We start from the raw sequence: 21,358 nt of genomic DNA on the forward strand, positions 1-21,358 counted from the left end.
CCTGAGTCACACGGGTGTCACTTTCGGGGACCGCGTCCACCTGCCCGGGGCCTCCGGTTGCATGCGCGTTTCGGGGCCGAAAGTGGGCGGCGTCACTGAACATGCGGACAAATAGGGCAAACCGTAGCCTGGGGAGTGATGCGCGCCATGCCGCGCACCAGGCTGTGCACCACGGAGGTGACCGCCCATGGCCGTCAGGGCGCTGATCTCGGCCGCGGTGGGCGCGACGCTGTTGCTGGCGCCGACGGCGGCAGCGGTCGACGATCCCACCGCGCAGGAGCTCGCCGAGGAGGCGGAGTCGAACCTCCTCGACGCGAAGTCGGTTCATCTGAAGCTGACGGACCGCAGCGCGGACACGGAGACGAGCCGGACCCAGCCGACGTCGATGGATCTGTCCCTGGACCGGTCCGGCAACTGCGTCGGGACGATGGAGATGGGCTCGGACAGCGGCAGCGTCGAGATCGTCAAACGGGGCGACGAGGTGTGGATGAAGCCGGACACCGCGTTCTGGAAGGCACAGGTGCCGGGCGGTGAGGGCGATGCGGTGGCCGAGCTGTTCGAGGACCGCTACATCCACGGTTCCACGGATGACGCGCTGCTCAAGGGCATGGCCGACACCTGCGATCTGAGCAACTTCCAGCGGGACGTCGGCTCCGGCTCCTCGCCCGGCACGAGCTCGTTGAAGAAGGGCGAGGAGACCACCCGGGGCGGCACGGAGGTCATCCCGCTGACCGGTGAGGTGGACGGCGCACGGACCACGCTCTACGTCACCGCCGACTCGCCGCACCTGCTGGTCGAGGCCCACCAGCGCGGCGACGCCACCGATGTGCGGCTGACGTTCTCCGAGTACGACGAGCCGGTGCCGTCACGGACTCCGTCGGCGGACGACACGATCGACATCGACAAGCTCCAGGACGAGTTGCAGAGCGTTTAGTCGCGCAGAGCGTCTAGAACTCCCCGGGCCGCGTCAGGCCGTTGTCCGGGGTCAGGCCACTGAGCTTGTCGGGGTTCACCTGGAAACGCAGCGTGTGCATACGGCCGTCGGTGATGTCGTAGGTCAGGGCGCCGATGATCTGGCCGTCGAGCTTGGCCAGGATGCCGAGTTCGCCGTTCACGACAGCGGACTCCATGGTCATGGCGGCCAGTTCGGGCTTGGCCATGAAGCCCAGCATCCAGCGGGCGACGTTCTCGACGCCGTGCAGCGGACGACGAGCCGCGGTGACCTTGCCGCCGCCGTCGGCCCAGGAGGTCACCTCGGGCGCGAGCAGCTCCATCACGGCGTTCAGGTCACCGCCCGCGCAGGCCTGGAGGAACTGATCGGTGACCTGCTGCCGTTGGGCGGCGTCGGCGTCGTAGCGGGGGCGGCGGGCCTGTACATGGGCGCGGGCGCGGTGGGCGATCTGGCGGACCGTTGCCTCGGGGCGGTCGAGGGCCTCGGCGATCTCGGCGTGCGAGTAGCCGAAGACCTCGCGGAGCAGGAAGACGGCGCGTTCGACGGGGCTGAGGGTTTCGAGGACGACCAGCATCGCGGTCGACACGGAGTCGGCCAACTCGGCCTCCGTAGCGATATCGGGCGAGGTCAGCAGGGGCTCGGGGAGCCACGGGCCGACGTAGGTCTCGCGGGTGGCCCGCGCCGAGGTCAGGCGGTTCAGGGAGAGGTTGGTGACCGTGCGCACCAGATAGGCCTTGGGGTGACGGATCGTCGAGCGGTCCGCGGTGCTCCAGCTCAGCCAGGCGTCCTGGAGGACGTCCTCGGCGTCGGCGACGCTGCCCAGCATGCGGTAGGCGGTCGCGAACAGCAGCCTGCGGTGTTCGAGGTACGGGTCCTGTCCCGTGGCCATGCCAATCACCGGGTCATGCTCCCAGCGCCGCGAACCGGGCGGCAAGGCCCTGATCACCGCGCTGGGAGCGCTGGGAGCGTCGGGAGCCAACACGCCTGTCACGCCGCGGGCTTGCGGGTGGCCCGGCCGCCCTTGGAGACGACGGTGCTGACGTTCATGCGCTTGCTGAGCCGGTAGGTCAGCAGCGGGCTGCCACTGACGAACTCCTTGTACATCACGGCGCTTCGGCCGGTGAGCCGCCAACGGGCAGGGGTGTCATCGGCCTTGGTGAACTGGATGACGGCGTCCCGGCGGCCGAGGCTGACCGGCTGGTGGAAGTACCCGAACCGGAACGGCTTCACGGTCTTGCCCCGGACCAGCCGCGCGATGGTGTCGGCGGTGTACTGCGCGGTGGGCAGCCCGCTCTGGCAGGTGCCGTGAATCTGCCCCCAGGCGAGGCGGATCGCGGCGGCGTCGCCGACGGCGTGGATCTCGGGGTGGGACACCGACCGCAGCGAGACGTCGACCACGATCAGGCCGCGCTCGTCGGTGGCGATCCCGGCCTCGGCGGCCAGCGGCGACACCTTGACCCCGGCGGTCCACAGGCAGGCAGCGGAGGCGATGACCCCGCCGTCGGCCAGCTCGACGCCCTCGGGCAGCACCTTGGCGACCCGGGCGCCGGACTCCACCTTGATGCCGAGCCGGTCCAGCGCGCGGTGGAGGTAACCGCGGGCCTTGTCCCCCATCATGCCGCCGGGCTCGTCCTGGCTGATCAGCGTGACGTGCAGTCCCGGGTGGCTCTCCGCGATCTCGGTGGCCGCCTCGACACCGGTCAGACCGCCGCCGCAGACGGTGACGGTGCCGCCGGCCTCGGCGACCTCGGTCAGCCGCTCGGCGAACCGGCCCGCGATCTCGATGCTGTTGAGGGTGAACGCGTGGGCGTCGACGCCGGGAACCTTGCCGGTGTCGGTCGCACTGCCCAGCGCGTACACGAGGGTGTCGTAGCCGAGGGACATCTTCCCGTCGATGGTGACGGTCCGTGCCTCGGGGTCGATCGCGGTGGCGGCGCCCTCGACGAACCGGACACCGGTCCCCTCCAGCATGCCGGGGATCCGGTGCTCGGTCAGCGTCTGTCCGGCCGCGACCTGGTGCATCCGCAGCCGCTCCACGAACCGGCCCGTCGGGTTGACCAGAGTGATCCGCACTCCCGTCTTACGGGTGCGGTGCGCCAGGCGCACGGCGGTGAACATACCGGTGTAGCCCGCGCCGAGAACCACGATGTGGTGGCCGTTGGACATCTCCATCTCCCCTGTTCGGCACCGGCTTCCGTGCCGGTGACGCCCATGGGACAAGCGGGCCTCCGCAGACGTGACAGGTCGCCGATGTGACCCACGCCACACCCCCGTGGCCCCGGACGGAACGGCCGGTACCGGCCTAGAACGGCGAGTAGTCCTCCGGCGGGTCCTCCCCCACCCGGCCGTCGATCGACTCACGGATCAGGTCCACCTGCCCCACGTGACGCGCGTACTCCTCGACGATGTCGATCAGCAGGCGGCGCAGGCTCGGGGACTCACCGGTGCGCGTGGTGTAGGCGACGAGCCCGCCGGGACCGCCGTCCGTCAGCGCCTTGCGTATGTTCGCGCGGGAGCGGGTGACCTCTGCGTGCCAGAGCGCGTACAGCTCCTCGGGGGTGTGCTCGGCGGCCGAACGCCAGTCCCAGTCCGGCTCCGCCTCCCAGTCCACCGTGTTCCACGGCGGTCCCGGGTCCTCCCCGAGCAGCCGCAGGGTGAAGTACTCGGCCTCCACCAGGGCCAGATGCTTCAGCATCCCGCCCACGGTGAGCGCCGAGGGCGCGAGCCGTGCGCTCAGGCCCGCCGCGTCCAGGCCCTCGCACTTCCAGGCGAAGATGCGGCGCTGCCGCTCCAGGGAGCCGACCAGGGTGTCGGCCTCGTCGCCCGCGATCGGGGGTTCAAGCAAGATCTCGATGTCCTCACTCATGATCCGCAGCCTAGGCGGGCGCACTGACAGACACCTGGACTTCCCCGGATTCTTTGACTAAAGTCAAAGAAATATGGAACCCGTTTCGATGGAACCCATGTCGAGGGAACCCGTGTCGGCGGAGCACGTAACGGCATTCCGCCGCTTCAACCGCTATTTCACGCGACGTATCGGCGCCCTCGACGACCACTATCTCGGCCAGGACCGCCCGCTCGGCGAGGCCCGGCTGCTGTTCGAGGTCGCGGAGCCGGTCTCGCTGCGCGAGCTGCGCAGCCGACTCGGCCTGGACGCGGGCTACTTGAGCCGACTGGCCAAGGCACTTCAGGCGCAGGGCATGATCCGGCTCAGCGCGCACCCGGACGACAACCGGCTGCGGATGGTCGAGTTGACCCCGGCCGGCCGCATCGAGCTCAAGGAGCAGCAGCGCCGCGCCAACGCCCTGGTGGCCGAACTGCTCGGCGGTCTCACGCCGGTGCAGCGCACCGAACTGGCCGAGGCGATGTCCACCACCCGCCGCCTGCTGCGCCTGGCTGCCATCACCATCTCCCTGGTCGACGGGGCGAGCGCGGACGCACGCGCGTGCCTCGACGCCTACGCCGCCGACATCGACGCCCGCTTCCCCGAGGGCTTCGACCCCGCCGGCCTCGTCCGCCCCGAGGAGGTCTCGGGCGACGCCGGGGCGTTCTTCGTGGCGTACGAGGAGGGCGTGCCGGTGGGCTGCGGGGCGCTGCGGCGGCTGGAGCCCGGCGTCGGCGAGATCCGGCACGTGTGGGTGCACCCGGCCGCCCGCCGCCTGGGGCTCGCCCGCCGGCTGCTCGGCGCGCTCGAAGGCGAGGCGTCCGCCCGGCAGTTGTCGGTCGTACGGCTGGACACGCATGCCGCGCTCGATGAGGCGCAGGCGATGTACCGGGCGTGCGGATACACGGAGATCCCGCGCTACGACGACAACATCTATGCCAGCCACTGGTTCGAGAAGCGGCTCCCAAGCCGCTGACGTCCCGTCACCCGCAATCACCGCCCGAGGGGCAGAAGGAGCCCAGGGCCGTGGTGAGGGGCGCGCGAATCCGCTCGGGGGCCAGCTCCTCCGGACCGCTGGCGCGGATCGCGTACGGCGTCCCGTCGGCGGCCTCGAAGCGGTGGTCGACGACCAGGCGGGGGCCCTTGTCCTCGTCGTCGTAGCGGTAGGTCAGCTCCGCGAAGCCGGGACCCGAGTCGCGGGCGAGGGCCCGGTAGCCGGTGCGGCTCGCGAAGCCGTAGCCGGGGGCGGTCTCGGCCTGCGCGAGGGACTCCTCGACGGTCGGCTCCGCGATCCGGAAGATCTGGAGCCGGCGGCCGTCGTCCGGGGCGTCGTAGAAGACCACGGGGGCCTCCTCACCCGCCTTCTGACGGCGGATCCAGTCCTCGGGGACGAGGAGGGTGTAGCCGACGGGGTCCTGGGCGCGGCGGTAGCCCGGGGCGGTGGTCGCCGTCCCGGACGGCGGCGAGGTGCTCGTCCCGGACGGCGGTGCGGTCGTCACGGTCAGATCCGTGGCCCCGGCCGAGCCTCCGTCGTCCTCCCTGATCAGGACCCACGCCCCGGCGCCGGCACCCACACCCAGGACGACCGCGGCCAGCAGGGCCAGGACCAGACGGCGAGGACGGTGAGCACGCGGCGGCTCGGGAGCGGGGGCGGGGGCAGGCCGGTGGCCGCCGTACGTCTGGGTCTCGGCCGTGGACCACGGCGGTACGGTGCCGTCCGGTCGACGCGCGGACCAGGGCGCCTGGCCGCGCTCCTCGCTCGGTTCGTGTCCCCATCCGCTCATCGCGAACCCCCCGAATCGCCGTACCGGGCAACGCTTTTCCGACGGTAGCGGCAGAACAGGCCACAGGCCCCGTTCCGGACGAAACCGGTACGGGGCCTGTGCGGGCTGCGCTGAGGGAGCCGGGGCTCAGATGAGGCCGAGGGCGCGGACCGCGTCCCGCTCCTCCGCCAGCTCGGCGACGGAGGCATCGATCCGGGCGCGGGAGAAGTCGTTGATCTCCAGGCCCTGGACGATCTCGTACTTGCCGTCCTTGGTGGTGACGGGGAAGGAGGAGATCAGGCCCTCCGGGACGCCGTAGGAGCCGTCCGACGGGATGCCCATGGAGACCCAGTCGCCGTCGGCGGTGCCGTTGACCCAGGTGTGGACGTGGTCGATGGCGGCGTTGGCGGCCGAGGCGGCGGAGGAGGCGCCACGGGCCTCGATGATCGCCGCACCGCGCTTGGCGACGGTCGGGATGAAGTCGTCGGCCAGCCACTTCTCGTCGCTCACGACCTCGGCGGCGTTCTTGCCGGCGATGGTGGCGTGGAAGATGTCCGGGTACTGGGTGGCGGAGTGGTTGCCCCAGATGGTCAGGCGCTTGATGTCGGCGACCGTGGAGCCCGTCTTCTTCGCGAGCTGGGTCAGCGCGCGGTTGTGGTCCAGACGGGTCATCGCGGTGAAGCGCTCGGCCGGTACGTCCGGGGCGGACGCCTGGGCGATCAGGGCGTTGGTGTTGGCCGGGTTGCCGACGACGAGGACCTTGATGTCGTCCGCGGCGTGGTCGTTGATGGCCTTGCCCTGCGGCTTGAAGATGCCGCCGTTGGCCTCCAGGAGGTCACCGCGCTCCATGCCCTTGGTGCGGGGGCGGGCGCCGACGAGCAGCGCGACATTGGCGCCGTCGAAGGCGACGTTCGGGTCGTCGCTGATCTCGATGCCCTGGAGAAGCGGGAACGCGCAGTCGTCCAGCTCCATGGCCGTGCCCTCGGCGGCCTTCAGCGCCGGGGTGATCTCCAGCAGGCGCAGCTTGACCGGCACGTCCGCGCCGAGCAGCTGGCCGGAGGCGATGCGGAAGAGCAGGGCGTAACCGATCTGGCCGGCCGCGCCGGTGACGGTGACGTTCACGGGAGTGCGGGTCATGGCGTTCTCCGTATGACAGCTGGCGGTGGGGCGGCACTGCCCCGGTACGGACGTACAGATGATCGATCTCTTGGTATCAAGAGATCCAGCGGTCAGGCTATCGCGCCCGCGTGATCCCCGACGTCCGGGTCGGTGTGGCCCACCCCACAGCACCTCGAATGGGCAACCCCCAGCAACTGAAAGAGGCGGCCGCCCGGTCCGGGAGAGGTTGGACCGGTACGACCGCCGGTGGGGGTACCGGACTGCCGGACTCCCGTGGGGGTACGGGGCGCGTGCCCCCGATGGAGCGGAGTATTCCTGCGCCCCTGAACTTGTTACGGCCTACTGCGTGCAGCCTTCCTGCCCCGCCGCCAGGGTCACACAGGCCGTCGCGTCGCCCGCGTCCTTCACCGCGACCATCGGGGTGTAGGCGATGGTGTCCTCGGCGAGGGTGATGCCGCCGGTCTGCTTCGACTTGCCGGCCGTCACGCTGACCTTGTCGCCCTGGGTGCCCTGGGTGATGCGGCCCCAGGCCGCGCCACAGGTCTCGCTGTAGCGGACCTCGACGACCGTGGTGCCCACCGTCGCCGTCTGTGCGGTGGTCACCAGGTCGCCGCTGCATCCCATGCTCTCGGCGTCCTTGCCCGTGCAGGAGGCTCCGCTGCACTTGACGCCCGGCGGCAGGTCGACGTCCTTGGTGACCGTCGGGGACGGGGAGGCGTCGCCGCCCTCGTCCTTCTTCTTGCCGCTCGGGTCGGTCAGGTAGAACACGGCCGCCACGACGACCAGCACCCCCACGACCCCGGCCAGGAACATCGTCAGCCGGCGCTTGCCCCCGCCGCCGCCCGGAGGCGGGCCGGAGTGCCGCGGCGCCCGCGGAGGTTCGGCGTACGACGGAGTGGGGGGCGTCGCCGGTGCCGTACCGCCGGAGCCGCCCGTACCGCCCGCGCCGCCCGTGCCGCTCGCCGCGGACGGGCCTCGATAGCCCTGGAGTCCCCACGAGTTGGCGCCGGACGACCCCGACGAGGACGACGAGGCAGCGGCCTCCTCCGCCGCGTCCCGCACCGGAGCCGCATCGCGCATCGCACCGGCGTCCCGGTCGCCGCGGCCCGCCGCGGGCGCCGTCGACCGGGGCGGCACCGTGGGTGCCACGCCCGCCGGTCCCGCCACTCCCGGCGTCGCCGTCGCGCTGCCGCTCCTGCGGGCCGTCCTGCTGCCCTTGGCGTTCGCCGGAGGCGCGCCGAACTCCCCGAGCGCGGCCCGCGCCTGGGAGATCCGGATCGCCTCCATCGTCATGTCGTGCCGCATCTCCGAACGGCTCCACGCCCGCTCGGCCAGCTCCCACATCGTCGTGAGATGGACCGGATTGGTCCCGGTGACCTCCGCCAGCGCGACGATGGCACCCTTCGGCGCCAGCAGCCGCCCGTTCAGATACCGCTCCCAGGACGTCTTGCTGTAACCCGTCCGGTCGGCCACCGCCGCGACGCTCAGACCACTGCGGTCCACAAGCCGGCGCAACTGGCTCGCGAACTCCCTGACCTGCGGATCCAATTCATCCGGCAAGTCCCGCCAACGAGGCATTGCTTCCCCCCTCTTCCCCCCGGTCGTGCTGTCTGTTCCCCCGCGCGCGTGCCCTCTGCCGAGTCCCCGATGTGGCTACCCACAGGGATGCGCTCGGTCAGGATCTCAGTTCCCGGGGTGGGGGCGCACGGGAGCATGGGGGCCGTGGGCATGCACCGTCGCACGCCCACCGGGCCGCGGTCCAGTCTTCCACCGCCCGTTCCCCTGCGGCCTGTCTCCCCCCGGTGACACCGCTGACAGCCGTTCGGGACGTCCCGGACCGTCCCGATTGGCCAGGCTAGCCCGACTGTCGAACGACTTCCTTCCAAATCCGCAAACTTGTCAACACATCGACACACAGAACGCACATATCCCGTCACGGACAGCACACAACTCGCTGCCCTCTCAGCCCAGTACGAAAGCCCCGATCACCACCGCCAGCACCAGCGTCACCGCCAGTCCCAGGGCCACCCGGAGCAGCCGCCGCGACGGCTCCTCCGGCGGCGTGTCCCACCACGGCAGCGTCGGATCGTCCTCGTACGCCTGCGCGTCCGAGCCGTCCGAGGCCCCCTTGGGCGGCGCCGGGCGCGGCCACGCCTGTACGGCCAGCTCCCACCGCACCGCGAACCGCTCGGCGTCCTCCCGGGCCTCCCCCGCCACCCGGCACAGCGCCTCGACCGCCTGGCGCGGCGGTGGCTGGACCGCGTTCAGATAGCGCTGCCAGGAGGACTTGCTGTACGCGGTGCGCGCGCCCAGCGCGACCAGACTGAGGCCCGTGCGGTCCTTCAGGAGCCGCAGTTGCGTCACGAAGTGCCGCACCTCCGGCGGCAGATCGTCCGGCAGCGGCTGCCAGGCGCCCATCGCTCACCTCCACGGCGCGTCACGTTCCCCGCCCCGATCGAGTGACGACGACGGACGGTGATCGGTTCCGCGAAACCGTGCCCTGTGGCAGGCACCGGACACCGTGGCGGAACGGTCACCGCTGTGCCACAGCGCCCTGACAGCCGTTGAACCGGGGCTTCCCGGCGCGGGAGGGTGAATGCGCGGCGGCGGCCCGTCCTTGCTCGGGGGAGAGGACGGACCGCCGCTGCGCGTATGTACGAGGGCTAGTTGCTGACCGTGAAGTGCAGGGTGTCCTTCAGGAACGGGATCTCCAGCAACGGGTTCGGCTGCACCATCAGGGCGAGCAGCACGATCGCGGTGCCCAGCACCCCGTACGTGACGATGTCCGTGAAGCGGGAGCGGACCGCGAGCATGCCGACGCCGGGCAGTATCCAGCGCAGCAGGCCGCCGCAGAGCAGGGCGGCACCGATCAGCAGGGTCCCGGCGCGGAAGGCGTCCAGGGCGGTCACCAGCAGGCCGATGGCGACCAGTCCGGTCACCAGCAGGATGGGCCACTGGCGGGCGGGCGCCGGGGCATCGCCGGGTGCCGCCCTGCCGCCGCCCTCGGGGCGCGCGGTGTCCCTGGTGAACAGCGGGAAGCGGCGGGTCGTACGGCGCGGGCGACCCTCGGCGTCGGGCGCGCTGACCGCGTCCCGCACCTCAGGCTCGTCCCCCACCGGCTCAGTCGACACTGCGCTCCGCCGCCTCGACCACGTTGACCAGCAGCTGGGCCCGGGTCATCGGGCCGACACCGCCGGGGTTCGGGGAGATGAAGCCGGCCACCTCGGCGACGTCCGGGTGGACATCGCCCACGATCTTGCCCTCGGCGCTGCGCGAGACACCGACGTCGAGCACGGCCGCGCCCGGCTTGACGTCCTCGGGGCGGACGAGGTGGGCCGAACCGGCGGCCGCGACGATGATGTCGGCGCGCTTGAGGTGCGCGGACAGGTCACGGGTGCCGGTGTGGCACTGGGTCACGGTGGCGTTCTCGCTGCGCCGGGTCAGCAGGAGCGGCATGGGACGGCCGATGGTCACACCACGACCGACGACCACGACCTCCGCGCCCTTGATCTCCACGCCGTAGCGGCGCAGCAGGGTCAGCACGCCGTTGGGGGTGCAGGGCAGCGGGGCGGGCTCGTTGAGGACGAGCCGACCGAGGTTCATCGGGTGCAGACCGTCGGCGTCCTTCCCGGGGTCCATCAGTTCGAGGATGCGGTTCTCGTCGATGCCCTTGGGGAGCGGCAGTTGGACGATGTAGCCGGTGCAGGCCGGGTCCTCGTTCAGCTCCCGTACGACCGCCTCGATCTCCTCCTGGGTCGCGGTGCCGGGCAGCTCGCGCTGGATGGAGGCGATGCCGACCTCGGCGCAGTCGCGGTGCTTTCCGGCGACGTACTTCTGGCTGCCGGGGTCGTCCCCGACCAGGATCGTGCCGAGGCCGGGCGTGACGCCCTTCTCCTTCAGCGCCGCCACCCGGGCGGTCAGGTCGGACTTGATCGCGGCTGCGGTGGCCTTGCCATCGAGAATCTGGGCGGTCATGACCCCATCCTCCCGGATGACGGGGTCCCGGTTCCAATCCGGGGCCCGGCACATCCGCCACCGGGGTGCCCTCATGATCAGCGAGGTTGCACTTGCACAACACATACGGATTGCGGCTGGACAACGAACCGGCCACTGAAGAACGATTGCGGCACAGTGCCGCGGGCAGTACCGGGGGGACGAACCGCATCTGTTGAACCTTCCTCCGAACCGTGCCGCTCGTCGTCCCCACACATCGGTTCACACGGAGGAACATCGCCATGAGTTTCGGCGACCCGAACAGCCCCTACGGGCCCCCGCCCCAGCAGCAGCCCCCCGCGCCCGGTTACGGCTACCCGCAGCAGGCCCCGCCCGGAGTCCCGCAGCAGGGCTACGGCGCCTATCCCGCGGCCCCGCAGATGCAGGGCTACGGCTACCCGCCGGCCGGTCCGGTCCAGATGCCCGGCATCACCCGCGCCGCGCAGATCATGCTCGGTGTCATCGTGCTGGCGCACGCGGTCATCGCGGCGCTGTACGGCTACAGCCTGACCCAGTGGGACGAGCTGCTGGCCGAGGCCGACCTGTCCAACAACTCGCAGGCCGAGGCGATCGCCGACCTCGGCAAGGGCATCCTGGTCTTCTTCATCGGCCTCGCCACGGTCTTCGCGCTGCTCGGCCTCGCGCTGGTGGTCCAGTACGCCAAGGGCGGCAACGGCGTCCGGGTCTGCTCCATCGTCTACGGCTCGTTCGCGATCATCACCGGCATCTTCATGATCGCCGCGTGGGGCATCGGCCTGCTCATCATCGCCGTGGCGATCCTGCTGATCATCTTCGCGGCGAAGCGGGCCAGCGCGGAGTGGTTCAACCGGCCGCGGTTCTGAGCGCCTCGCACCAGTTCTGTCCGAGGGCCGTGTCCCACCCGAACGAGGTGGGCGCGGCCCTCGCGCGTTGCTTTTGCGTGCCGCCGCAAAAGGGTCGCCGAATCGGCCTCTGCCGGGCGACAGTTGAGGGCAGCGGCGCGTCGCTCCCTGAACGGTTTGCGTCGGCGTCGGCGCCGGGACCGGGGCGTCGGCAACCGCTGGACGGAGGGCCGCCCGTGCTGCTGAAACTGACCATCGTCTGCGCGGTCCTCGCCGCGCTCTCCGCCCTGCTCGCGACCCCGCGGTCACGACGCGAACGGCGGCTGCGCAAGCACGGCCGGGTCGCCACCGCAATCTGCCGGGAGCACCTGAACCCGGCCGACCCGGACGGCCCGATGCGGATCCGCTGCGGCTTCCGAGTCGAGCCGCACCGGGGGGAGTACCGCGTCGTCGTCCGGACCCGGGAGCACGTTCCGCAGGTCGGCGAGGAGCTGCGGATCGCCTACGACCCGGGGGATCCGGGCTTCGCGGAGAACCTGGAGTACATGACGGCTCCGGCGTACGGCCGCGAGGACCTCGTGGTCGTGGGGGTCTGGGTGGCCGCGTACCTCGTGATGGCGTCGTGTGCGGCGGGTGCGGGCTGAAGACGGTTTTGCGGCAGTCCCGTTACACATGCAACTTCCCTTGATCCACTGCCCTCCGTCATCATGATCACGGCAACAGCCACTTCGAACATCTCTTCCACGGGGGAAGGACCCGCATGACATTTCGCATGACCCGCACCCGCCTGGCCACCGCCGCGATCAGCGCCGCCGTCGCCGGCACGCTCGCGGTGAGCGCGTCGCCGGCCTCGGCGTCCGCGTCCAACGGCTATATCAGCGGTGGCGGTTCGTTCTACGACGACTTCGCCGACGAGGGCACCCTGTCGACGGCGTCGTACAAGGACACCAACGCGACCTGCCTGTGGCAGATCATCCTGTACGCCGAGGGCGTCAAGGAGAGCAACGGCACGCAGTTCGACTACGCCGACATCGACGGCAAGTTCGGCTCGAACACCGCGTACGCCACCAAGCAGCTCCAGAAGGCCTGGGGTCTGACGCAGGACGGCAAGGTCGGCAACAAGACCTTCGGCGCGGCCGACGACAAGTGGAACTCCTCCACCCGCGCGGGCGAGCTGGAGTACCGCAGCACCGGCACGACCAACGCCACCAAGTACAAGATCCGGTACCACGGTTCGCGGTACTACTTCGACATCTTCCGTACGGGGGACGGCAAGTACCGCTTCTACCACAAGAACGTGTGGCACTACGCGACGTACAAGTCCAACAGCGGTTGCAGCTGACGCCCGCCCTGCATCACGCGGTTCGGGCCGGCCCTGAATAGGGCCGGCCCGAACTTTCGTACACCTGGCGGGGGTCAGTGGAAGAAGTGCCGAGTCCCCGTGAAGTACATCGTCACGCCCGCCTTCTTCGCGGCCTCGACGACCTGCTCGTCGCGGACCGAACCGCCGGGCTGGACCACGGCCTTGACGCCCGCGGAGGTGAGGATCTCCAGGCCGTCGGGGAAGGGGAAGAAGGCGTCGGACGCGGCGTAGGCGTCCTGGGCGCGTTCGGCGCCCGCCCGCTCCACCGCCAGCTTGGCGGAGTCGACGCGGTTGACCTGGCCCATGCCGACGCCGACCGAGGCGCCGTCCTTGGCGAGGAGGATGGCGTTGGACTTCACCGCGCGGCACGCCTTCCAGGCGAAGGCCAGCTCGCGCAGCTCCTCGGGGCTGAGCGCCTCGCCGGTGGCCAGGGTCCAGTTCGCCGGGTCGTCGCCGTCGGCCTGGAGGCGGTCGGTGACCTGGAGGAGGGCACCGCCGTCGATCGCCTTGACCTCGACCGGGTTCGCCGGGGCCTCGGGGCAGCGCAGCACGCGGATGTTCTTCTTCTTGGCGAGGGCCTCCAGGGCCCCCTCCTCGTAGTCCGGCGCGACGATGACCTCGGTGAAGATCTCCGCGACCTGCTCCGCCATCTCCTTGCTGACCGGACGGTTGACGGCGATCACGCCGCCGAACGCCGACAGCGGGTCACAGGCGTGCGCCTTGCGGTGCGCCTCGGCCACGTCCGCGCCGATCGCGATACCGCACGGGTTGGCGTGCTTGATGATCGCGACGGCCGGCTCGTCGTGGTCGTACGCGGCACGGCGCGCGGCGTCCGTGTCCGTGTAGTTGTTGTACGACATCTCCTTGCCGTGCAGCTGCTCGGCCTTGGCCAGACCGCCGCCGTTGCCGTCCACGTACAGCGCGGCGGGCTGGTGCGGGTTCTCGCCGTAGCGCAGCGTGCTCTCGCGCTCCCAGGTGGCGCCGAGGAATTCGGGGAACTGACCCGCGGCGGAGCCGCTATCAGCCGCAGCGCCGACGGCGGCGTACTCGGAGGCGAACCAGGAGGCGACCGCCACGTCGTAGGCCGCCGTGTGCTGGAAGGCCAGCGAGGCGAAGCGCTTGCGCAGCTCCAGGGTGGTGCCGCCGTTCTCCTTGAGCGCCAGGAGGACCGCGGCGTAAGCGGCCGGGTCGGTGACGACCAGCACGGACGGGTGGTTCTTGGCGGCGGCGCGGACCATCGACGGGCCGCCGATGTCGATCTGCTCGACGCACTCGTCGGGGGACGCGCCGGAGGCGACGGTCTCACGGAAGGGGTAGAGGTTGACGACGACAAGGTCGAACGGCTCCACGCCCAGCTCGGCGAGCTGCTCGCGGTGGCTGTCCAGGCGCAGGTCGGCGAGGATGCCCGCGTGCACCTTCGGGTGCAGGGTCTTGACCCGGCCGTCCAGGCACTCGGGGAAGCCGGTCAGCTCCTCGACCTTGGTGACGGGGACGCCGGCGGCGGCGATCCGGCCGGCCGTGGAGCCGGTGGACACCAGCTCGACGCCGGCCTCGTGCAGCCCGCGCGCGAACTCCTCAAGACCGGTCTTGTCGTAGACACTGACCAGTGCGCGACGGATGGGCCGCGTGTTGCTCTCGGCGGTCACTGGATAACTACCTTTCGTCCCTCAATGCGATAGCCGTTGCGGGCGAGCCGCCCCACGACCTCGACGAGCAGCCTGCGCTCGACTTCCTTGATGCGCTCGTGCAGAGCGCTCTCGTCGTCCTCGTCCCGGACCTCGACCACGCCCTGGGCGATGATCGGTCCGGTGTCGACGCCGTCGTCGACGAAGTGGACGGTGCAGCCGGTGACCCTGGCTCCGTACGCGAGCGCGTCGCGGACGCCGTGGGCGCCGGGAAAACTGGGCAGCAGGGCGGGGTGCGTGTTGACGAACCGCCCGCCGAAGCGCGCGAGGAATTCCTTGCCGACGATCTTCATGAACCCGGCGGAGACGACGAGGTCGGGCTCGTGCGCGGCGACGGCCTCGGCGAGCGCGGCATCCCACGCCTCCCGGCTCTCGTACTCCTTGACCTTTCGTACGAAGGTCGGGATCCCGGCGCGCTCGGCGCGGGCCAGCCCCTCGATGCCGTCGCGGTCGGCGCCGACGGCGACGATCTCGGCGCCGTAGCCCTCGGTGCCGGTCTCGGCGATGGCGTCGAGCAGCGCCTGGAGGTTGGTGCCGGATCCGGAGACCAGCACGACTAGGCGCTTGGCAGCCACAGCGGGGGCCTTTCTCGGGGGTGCGTCGGTACGGCGGCCGGGGCACGTACGCCGCTTGTATGTTCGTACGAATGCTTCGGGCCCCCGGGATCGGGGAAGCCTACGAAGCGGCCGACCGTCAGCAACGATACCGGCACACCGGACGGCCCCCACGGGACGGGGGCGTGGCCGGAAGGTAGCGTCTGGGAGGGACCAGGTCGGGAACGCCGTTCTTGGGCGGTGCGTTCACAGGGTGACGGACCTGGTGCCACCAGCAATAGTCAGCCGTAATCACCTAGGGGAAGACGCTCACTTGATGCCGGACCGCAGCCTGCGACTCCTCACGCTCCCCCCGCAGTCGGTGCAGGGAGGGGAGCGCCACGGCGTGCTGCTGCGCGAGCGGCCCTCCTCGCCACCGGACGCCCCGTCGGGCGGGAACAACGGCGACGAGCGGGACGACAAGCCGAGGGACGACAACCCCTTCGCCCCGCCGCCGGAGGGCACCCCGGACCGCCCGTGGCAGCCGCGCCGCCCGGCGTCGGGAGAGGGCGACGGCCAGGGCAGTGGCCAGGGCGACAGCCCTTGGGGCAACCAGTGGAGCGACCGCCAGCCCGGCCGCTCGTCCGGAGGCTTCGGCGAGCGCCCGGGTGCGGGACCCGAGGGCCAGGGGCCGAACACCGGTGGCGGCCCCGGCGCGGGCATGCGCTGGGACCCGACGGACCCGGCCCAGCGGCGCGCGCGGTACGCCCTGCTGTGCGGCATGTGGGCCTTCTTCTTCGCCCTGTTCAGCTGGCCCTACGTCGCCCTGCTGCTGGGCGCGCTCGCCCTGTACTGGGGCATCAGCGCCCTGAGGGCCAAGCCCCGCACCCCCGACCCCGACACCCCGGCCCCGGCAACCTCGGGCCGCCCGCAGACCACGGCGGCGGTGAGCGGCATCGTCACGGCATCCCTGGCGATCGCCCTGGTAGCAGCAGGCTTCACGGCAAAGCTCGTCTACAGCGACTACTACACCTGCACCAACGACGCCCTCACCAGCGAGGCCAAGCAATCCTGCAACGACCTCCTGCCGGAGGAGCTGCGGGGCGTGCTGGGTACCGACAGCTGACAAATTCAGCCTGTCCGGCGTTTGAGGACGAGGCCCTTTCGGGGCCGACAGCGGGGGTCTGGGGGCGGCAGCCCCAGGGATGGGACGGGTAGGGGCGGCAGGGGCGAAAATCATGGGCCCTGCGGAGCGTCCCCCTCCCCCGACGCCTCCCGCAGCGCGGCCCAGCGAGCCTCGCGCGCCGCATCGTCGGCAAGCCAGGGGGCCAGCTCCGGCTCGGCAGGCAGGAAGTCGTACCCCTCGAAGTCCGCGTCCACCGGACCGACGGCCACCGAGGGCTTCTCGCGCCGCCCGAACCAGCGCCGCCGCCCCTTCAAGGCTTCCTCCCCCGCCTCCCCCATCCGCGGCTTCGCGATCCTCGGCACCTGATACGCCCGGCACCTCCACCCCCGCACCCCCACCGCCGTAGGCACGCCCACCACCGCGCCCCACACCAGCGCCGCCACTCCCACCTGCCACCACACAGGACCGAAGCTCGCGAGCGCCGCCACCCCGAGCGGCCCACCCGCCACGGCAGCCGCCACCGACACCGCCACCGCGCACATCGCCGAGGCCAGCACAGTCACCCCGGCAGTACGCCCGCGCGACCACGCCCCCGCCTCACCCGAGGCCCCACCACCGCCTGCCCGACCCACGAACCACCCCACCGTCACCCCGGCCGCCACCGGCACCACCCCCGCCGCCCAGTTCAACGGCGTCCCGTCCCCCGCCTCCGGCACCGCGGCCAGCAGCGGAAACGGCGGAAGGAGCGCGGCGGGGGACGAGGACAGCGGGCCCACGGCATGGCCCGCGCCCAGGGAGAAGCCGGGACCCAGGGAGTACGCCATCGCCCACAGAGCCGCGTTCGGCATCAGGACCAGACACAGCAGCAGCACCGCGAACTGCCCCGACAGCCCTTCCGTGAGCCGCAGGAACGACCCCTGCGCCGCACCCCCGTGCCACACCAGCGACACCGCCAGCAGCAACGCCCCACCCCCGAACAGCACCGCCACCCCCGCCCCCGCCGCCCGCGCCGCCGCGTCCAGCCGGACCCGCGCCTCCACCCCCACGAACAGCCGCCGCACGCCCGCCGGCAGCAGGATCAGCACCTCGTCCACCGCATCCCGGGGCCGCCCGTACGCCGTCCACACCCCCGCCCCGGCCGCCCCCACCACGACCAACGGCACGCACACCCCCGTCCACACCCAGTCCGGCCGCAGCACCCCGCCCGCCGCGTACACCGCGGCCGCCGTCCCCACGGAGAGGTAACCGATCACCACACCCGCCCACGCCGTACGGCCGGACGCCGCCTCGCCGTCGTCCATCGCGTCCCGCGCCGCCCGGTGCACCAGCCACACCGGCAGCACGGGCAGGAGCAGCGGGGTGACGCCCACCGGCGCGGGGATGCCGGACAGCGTGTCGGTGCGGACCAGTTCGGCCCCGTGCGCCAGCAGCCACAGCCCCGCCGCCACATGCAGCGCACCACCCGGCCCGCTGTCCGGATACGGCGAACTGATCCACAGCACCATCACCAGTACCGCGAACGACCCGAGCCCGAGACCCGCGGCCACCGCACCACCCAGGAGGCCCGCGGCCAGTCCGGGCGACCGGTCGCGCAACCGGGTGAGCAAGGACGACAACGGCGATCGGCGAACGGTCATCTGGATCACGCCCGCCATGCTCCCAACGACACGCGCTTTCCCGTCGTAACAGGCGAACTTCCGCTGTGTCGCTCAATATACGTTTATGTACCTTTTCGTACGAAGGGGCGCCCTGTGACGCAGAGCCCTTCCACCCCGCTTCCGCCGCCCAAGGAACGCCGACGCCTGCGCGAGGAACAGTCGTTGACGCAGGCTCAGGTCGCGGCGCGGGTCGGCGTGACACGGGAGACGGTGCGCGCGTGGGAGACCGGCCGTACGACTCCGCGCGGCCGGAAGCGGGAGGTGTACGCGAAGTTGCTGAACGAACTGACCGCGCATCAGCAGGACACCGGGACGGACGAGGTGACGCCCGTACCGGATCCACATCCGGAACCGCCGACCGCCCCCTCCCCCGCCGCCCTGACGCCGACTCAGGCCTTCGACGCGCTGTACGCGTTCTGCGCGCCCGCGCTGGTCCGGCAGACCTATCTGCTCACCGGGCGGCGGGAGCTGGCGCGGGAGTCGGTGGAGCGGGCCTTTCAACTCGCCTGGCAGCGCTGGCCGGAGGTGGCCGTCGACCGGGATCCGGCGGGCTGGGTGCGGGCGACGGCGCACGAGTACGCGCTCTCCCCCTGGCACCGGTTCCGCCCCCGCTACCGGCACCCCGAACCCCCGCCCGCGGACGCCTCCGACCGGGCCCTGATGGACGTACTCCTCACCCTGCCACCGCGCCACCGCCGGACGCTGGTGCTCTACGACGGGGTCGGCCTCGATCTGCCGGACACGGCGGCCGAGACGGAGGCGACCACACCCGCGGCGGCGAACCGGCTGCTGCACGCGCGCGAGACCGTGGCCGCGCGCCTGCCGGAGCTGTCGGACCCGGCCGAACTGCACCGTCGCCTCACGGAAGTGGCCTCGGCGGAACGACTGCGCGCCGCGAAGCCGCCGACGGTACGCACCGGCAGCGAGCGCCGGGCCAGCTTCTGGACCCGCGCCGCCATCGCCTTCACGGTCGCCCTCATCGGCACCACCGCCCTCACCCTGCGCACGGCCCCCACCCAGTACGAACCCCCGGTGGCCCCGGGCACCACCATCCGCGGCGTCCCCCCGAGGGTGGCCCCGGGGCCACTGTCGGAGAGGGAGCAGAAACTACGGACGAAACTCCGGGAGGAGACGACGAGCGGCCCGGAGAGACTGGTCCCACAGAGCCGCTGAACACCGATGGGCCCGTCCCCCACCCGGGGAACGGGCCCATCGACGTGCAGCCTGGAAACTCAGGCGGAGAGAATCTCCCGCGCCAGCTTCGCCGTCTCGGTCGGGGTCTTGCCGACCTTGACGCCTGCGGCCTCCAGGGCCTCCTTCTTCGCCTGGGCCGTGCCGGAGGAGCCGGAGACGATGGCGCCGGCGTGGCCCATGGTCTTGCCCTCGGGCGCGGTGAAGCCCGCGACGTAACCGACGACCGGCTTGGTCACGTTCTTCGCGATGAAGTCCGCGGCCCGCTCCTCGGCGTCGCCACCGATCTCACCGATCATCACGATCAGGTCGGTGTCGGGGTCGGCCTCGAACGCGGCGAGCGCGTCGATGTGCGTCGTACCGATGATCGGGTCGCCACCGATGCCGACGGCGGTCGAGAAGCCGATGTCACGCAGCTCGTACATCATCTGGTACGTCAGCGTGCCGGACTTCGAGACCAGGCCGATACGGCCCGGCTTGGTGATGTCGCCCGGGATGATGCCGACGTTCGACTGACCCGGCGTGATGATGCCGGGGCAGTTCGGGCCGATGATCCGGGTCTTGTTGCCCTTCTTGCCGGCGTACGCCCAGAACGACGCCGAGTCGTGCACGGCGATGCCCTCGGTGATCACGACGGCCAGCGGGATCTCGGCGTCGATGGCCTCGACGACCGCGTCCTTGGTGAACTTCTCCGGCACGAAGATGACGGAGACGTTGGCGCCGGTGGCCTCGATGGCCTCCTTGACGGTGCCGTAGACCGGTACCTCGGTACCGTCGAAGTCCACGGTCGTGCCCGCCTTGCGAGGGTTCACGCCGCCCACGACGTTGGTGCCGTCGCCCAGCATGAGCTTGGTGTGCTTCATGCCCGTGGCGCCGGTCATGCCCTGGACGATGACCTTGCTGTCCTTGTTGAGCCAGATAGCCATGGTGTGTTCTGTCCTCGTCCTGAGTGCTTACTTTGCGGCGTGGGCCAGCTCGGCGGCCTTGTCGGCCGCGCCGTCCATGGTGTCGACGCGCTGCACCAGCGGGTGGTTGGCGTCGGTGAGGATCTGCCGGCCGAGCTCGGCGTTGTTGCCGTCGAGCCGGACGACCAGCGGCTTGGTGACGTTCTCGCCACGGTCCTCGAGGAGCTTCAGGGCCTGGACGATGCCGTTGGCGACCTCGTCACAGGCGGTGATGCCACCGAAGACGTTGACGAAGACGGACTTGACGTCCGGGTCGCCGAGGATGATCTCCAGACCGTTGGCCATGACCTGGGCGGAGGCGCCACCGCCGATGTCCAGGAAGTTGGCCGGCTTCACGCCACCGTGGTTCTCACCGGCGTACGCGACGACGTCGAGGGTCGACATGACCAGACCGGCACCGTTACCGATGATGCCGACCTCGCCGTCGAGCTTGACGTAGTTGAGGTTCTTCTCCTTGGCGGCGGCCTCGAGCGGGTTGGCCGCGGCCTTGTCGTGCAGCTCGTCCCAGTCGTGACGGAACTCGGCGTTGTCGTCGAGCGACACCTTGCCGTCCAGGGCGATGACGTCACCGGAGGCGACCTTCGCGAGCGGGTTGACCTCGACGAGGAGGGCGTCCGACTTGATGAAGGTGTCCCACAGGGTGACGAGGACGTTCACGACCTTGTCCGCGACCTCGGCCGGGAACTTCGCGGCCGCGACGATCTCGCGGGCCTTCTCCTCGGTCACACCGTCGATCGCGTCGATCGGCGTCTTGGCGACGGCCTCCGGACGGGTGGCCGCCACCTCCTCGATCTCCATGCCGCCCTCGACGGAGGCGATGGAGAGGAAGGTGCGGTTGGCACGGTCGAGGAGGAAGGAGACGTAGTACTCCTCCAGGATCTCCGGGGCCGTCTCGGCGATCATCACCTTGTGGACCGTGTGGCCCTTGATGTCCATGCCGAGGATGTCCGTCGCGCGGGCGACGGCCTCGTCCGCGGTGGCGGCGAGCTTCACGCCACCGGCCTTGCCACGGCCGCCGACCTTCACCTGGGCCTTGACGACGGACTTGCCACCGAGACGCTCAGTGGCTGCGCGGGCCGCCTCAGGCGTGTCGATGACTTCACCGGCCAGCACCGGTACATCGTGCTTGGCGAAGAGGTCCCTCGCCTGGTACTCGAACAGGTCCACGCGCTTCCGTCCCTATCAGTGATCTCGCGGTTCGTTGGATGCGTGGGCGTGCCGCGAAGGGCAACGTGACGTCCGCTGTCACAAGGGAGGCGCACACGGTGACCGAGCGCGCGGCATGTCCGTCTCGCAGGTTATCGC

The 21,358-nt window shown here is 71.0% G+C and carries 21 protein-coding genes; 7 read left to right on the top strand and 14 right to left on the bottom strand.

Going from position 1 to position 21,358, the window contains the following annotated elements:
• Positions 1-187 precede the first annotated feature (187 nt).
• Positions 188-934 (top strand): LolA-like protein, encoded by a 747-nt coding sequence (locus BN159_RS17535; RefSeq protein ID WP_015658342.1) that lies wholly within the window; start codon positions 188-190, stop codon positions 932-934.
• Between the two features lie 13 nt (positions 935-947).
• Here BN159_RS17535 and BN159_RS17540 read toward each other — a convergent pair whose 3' ends face one another.
• The 3 genes from BN159_RS17540 to BN159_RS17550 all read right to left on the bottom strand — a co-directional run bounded on the left by BN159_RS17540 (position 948) and on the right by BN159_RS17550 (position 3,818).
• Positions 948-1,841, bottom strand: coding sequence for an RNA polymerase sigma-70 factor (locus BN159_RS17540; protein ID WP_041819454.1), 894 nt, complete (start codon positions 1,839-1,841; stop codon positions 948-950).
• 98 nt (positions 1,842-1,939) lie between these two features.
• Positions 1,940-3,118 carry an NAD(P)/FAD-dependent oxidoreductase gene (locus BN159_RS17545; protein WP_015658344.1) on the bottom strand — a complete coding sequence of 393 codons (1,179 nt, stop codon included), beginning with the start codon at positions 3,116-3,118 and terminating at the stop codon, positions 1,940-1,942.
• 136 nt (positions 3,119-3,254) lie between these two features.
• A complete protein-coding gene (locus BN159_RS17550) occupies positions 3,255-3,818 on the bottom strand; it encodes a DinB family protein (RefSeq protein WP_015658345.1) in 564 nt (187 codons plus the stop codon).
• 88 nt (positions 3,819-3,906) lie between these two features.
• Between BN159_RS17550 and BN159_RS17555 the strand changes: the two genes are divergently transcribed.
• Positions 3,907-4,812: a bifunctional helix-turn-helix transcriptional regulator/GNAT family N-acetyltransferase gene (locus BN159_RS17555; protein WP_015658346.1), complete on the top strand. Its 906-nt coding sequence runs from the start codon at positions 3,907-3,909 to the stop codon at positions 4,810-4,812.
• Positions 4,813-4,819: 7 nt separating this feature from the next.
• On the opposite strand, the gene BN159_RS17560 is transcribed toward BN159_RS17555, so the two are convergent.
• The 6 genes from BN159_RS17560 to BN159_RS17585 form a co-directional block, all read right to left on the bottom strand.
• Complete coding sequence (locus tag BN159_RS17560; protein WP_015658347.1) at positions 4,820-5,620, bottom strand: hypothetical protein; 801 nt, start codon at positions 5,618-5,620, stop codon at positions 4,820-4,822.
• Between the two features lie 126 nt (positions 5,621-5,746).
• Positions 5,747-6,736: a malate dehydrogenase gene (locus BN159_RS17565; RefSeq protein WP_015658348.1), complete on the bottom strand. Its 990-nt coding sequence runs from the start codon at positions 6,734-6,736 to the stop codon at positions 5,747-5,749.
• A 321-nt stretch (positions 6,737-7,057) separates the two neighbouring features.
• Positions 7,058-8,296 carry a helix-turn-helix domain-containing protein gene (locus BN159_RS17570; protein ID WP_015658349.1) on the bottom strand — a complete coding sequence of 413 codons (1,239 nt, stop codon included), beginning with the start codon at positions 8,294-8,296 and terminating at the stop codon, positions 7,058-7,060.
• Positions 8,297-8,680: 384 nt separating this feature from the next.
• Positions 8,681-9,136, bottom strand: coding sequence for a helix-turn-helix domain-containing protein (locus BN159_RS17575; protein ID WP_015658350.1), 456 nt, complete (start codon positions 9,134-9,136; stop codon positions 8,681-8,683).
• A gap of 245 nt (positions 9,137-9,381) precedes the next feature.
• On the bottom strand, positions 9,382-9,834 hold the full coding sequence (locus BN159_RS17580) for a DUF3017 domain-containing protein (RefSeq protein WP_231905621.1): 453 nt from the start codon (positions 9,832-9,834) through the stop codon (positions 9,382-9,384).
• A 4-nt stretch (positions 9,835-9,838) separates the two neighbouring features.
• Positions 9,839-10,693, bottom strand: a complete 855-nt coding sequence (locus BN159_RS17585; protein WP_015658352.1) for a bifunctional methylenetetrahydrofolate dehydrogenase/methenyltetrahydrofolate cyclohydrolase — start codon at positions 10,691-10,693, stop codon at positions 9,839-9,841.
• 260 nt (positions 10,694-10,953) lie between these two features.
• Between BN159_RS17585 and BN159_RS17590 the strand changes: the two genes are divergently transcribed.
• From BN159_RS17590 to BN159_RS17600, 3 genes are all read left to right on the top strand, one after another.
• Positions 10,954-11,553 (top strand): hypothetical protein, encoded by a 600-nt coding sequence (locus BN159_RS17590; RefSeq protein ID WP_015658353.1) that lies wholly within the window; start codon positions 10,954-10,956, stop codon positions 11,551-11,553.
• 215 nt (positions 11,554-11,768) lie between these two features.
• Positions 11,769-12,176, top strand: coding sequence for a hypothetical protein (locus BN159_RS17595; RefSeq protein ID WP_015658354.1), 408 nt, complete (start codon positions 11,769-11,771; stop codon positions 12,174-12,176).
• Positions 12,177-12,304: 128 nt separating this feature from the next.
• Positions 12,305-12,874 carry a peptidoglycan-binding domain-containing protein gene (locus BN159_RS17600; protein WP_051113517.1) on the top strand — a complete coding sequence of 190 codons (570 nt, stop codon included), beginning with the start codon at positions 12,305-12,307 and terminating at the stop codon, positions 12,872-12,874.
• 74 nt (positions 12,875-12,948) lie between these two features.
• On the opposite strand, the gene purH is transcribed toward BN159_RS17600, so the two are convergent.
• On the bottom strand, positions 12,949-14,541 hold the full coding sequence (gene purH / locus BN159_RS17605; protein WP_015658356.1) for a bifunctional phosphoribosylaminoimidazolecarboxamide formyltransferase/IMP cyclohydrolase: 1,593 nt from the start codon (positions 14,539-14,541) through the stop codon (positions 12,949-12,951).
• On the bottom strand, positions 14,538-15,155 hold the full coding sequence (purN, locus tag BN159_RS17610) for a phosphoribosylglycinamide formyltransferase (RefSeq protein WP_015658357.1): 618 nt from the start codon (positions 15,153-15,155) through the stop codon (positions 14,538-14,540). Before purN ends, purH begins: the two co-directional genes overlap by 4 nt.
• A 295-nt stretch (positions 15,156-15,450) precedes the next feature.
• Between purN and BN159_RS17615 the strand changes: the two genes are divergently transcribed.
• Positions 15,451-16,239, top strand: coding sequence for a hypothetical protein (locus BN159_RS17615; protein WP_015658358.1), 789 nt, complete (start codon positions 15,451-15,453; stop codon positions 16,237-16,239).
• Positions 16,240-16,349: 110 nt separating this feature from the next.
• Here the strand turns inward: BN159_RS17615 and BN159_RS46580 are convergent, their stop codons facing one another.
• A complete protein-coding gene (locus BN159_RS46580) occupies positions 16,350-17,894 on the bottom strand; it encodes a cell division protein PerM (RefSeq protein WP_041819456.1) in 1,545 nt (514 codons plus the stop codon).
• Positions 17,895-17,990: 96 nt separating this feature from the next.
• Here BN159_RS46580 and BN159_RS17625 point away from each other — a divergent pair, with 96 nt between their 5' ends.
• Positions 17,991-19,070, top strand: coding sequence for a helix-turn-helix domain-containing protein (locus tag BN159_RS17625; RefSeq protein ID WP_015658360.1), 1,080 nt, complete (start codon positions 17,991-17,993; stop codon positions 19,068-19,070).
• A gap of 59 nt (positions 19,071-19,129) precedes the next feature.
• On the opposite strand, the gene sucD is transcribed toward BN159_RS17625, so the two are convergent.
• Both sucD and sucC read right to left on the bottom strand, forming a co-directional pair.
• Positions 19,130-20,014: a succinate--CoA ligase subunit alpha gene (sucD, locus tag BN159_RS17630; protein WP_015658361.1), complete on the bottom strand. Its 885-nt coding sequence runs from the start codon at positions 20,012-20,014 to the stop codon at positions 19,130-19,132.
• A 27-nt stretch (positions 20,015-20,041) separates the two neighbouring features.
• Entirely contained in the window at positions 20,042-21,220 is a 1,179-nt protein-coding gene (gene sucC, locus BN159_RS17635; RefSeq protein WP_015658362.1) for an ADP-forming succinate--CoA ligase subunit beta, read from the bottom strand.
• Positions 21,221-21,358 lie beyond the last annotated feature (138 nt).

It is taken from the genome of Streptomyces davaonensis JCM 4913 (assembly GCF_000349325.1).
Classification (GTDB): Bacteria; Actinomycetota; Actinomycetes; order Streptomycetales; family Streptomycetaceae; genus Streptomyces; species Streptomyces davaonensis.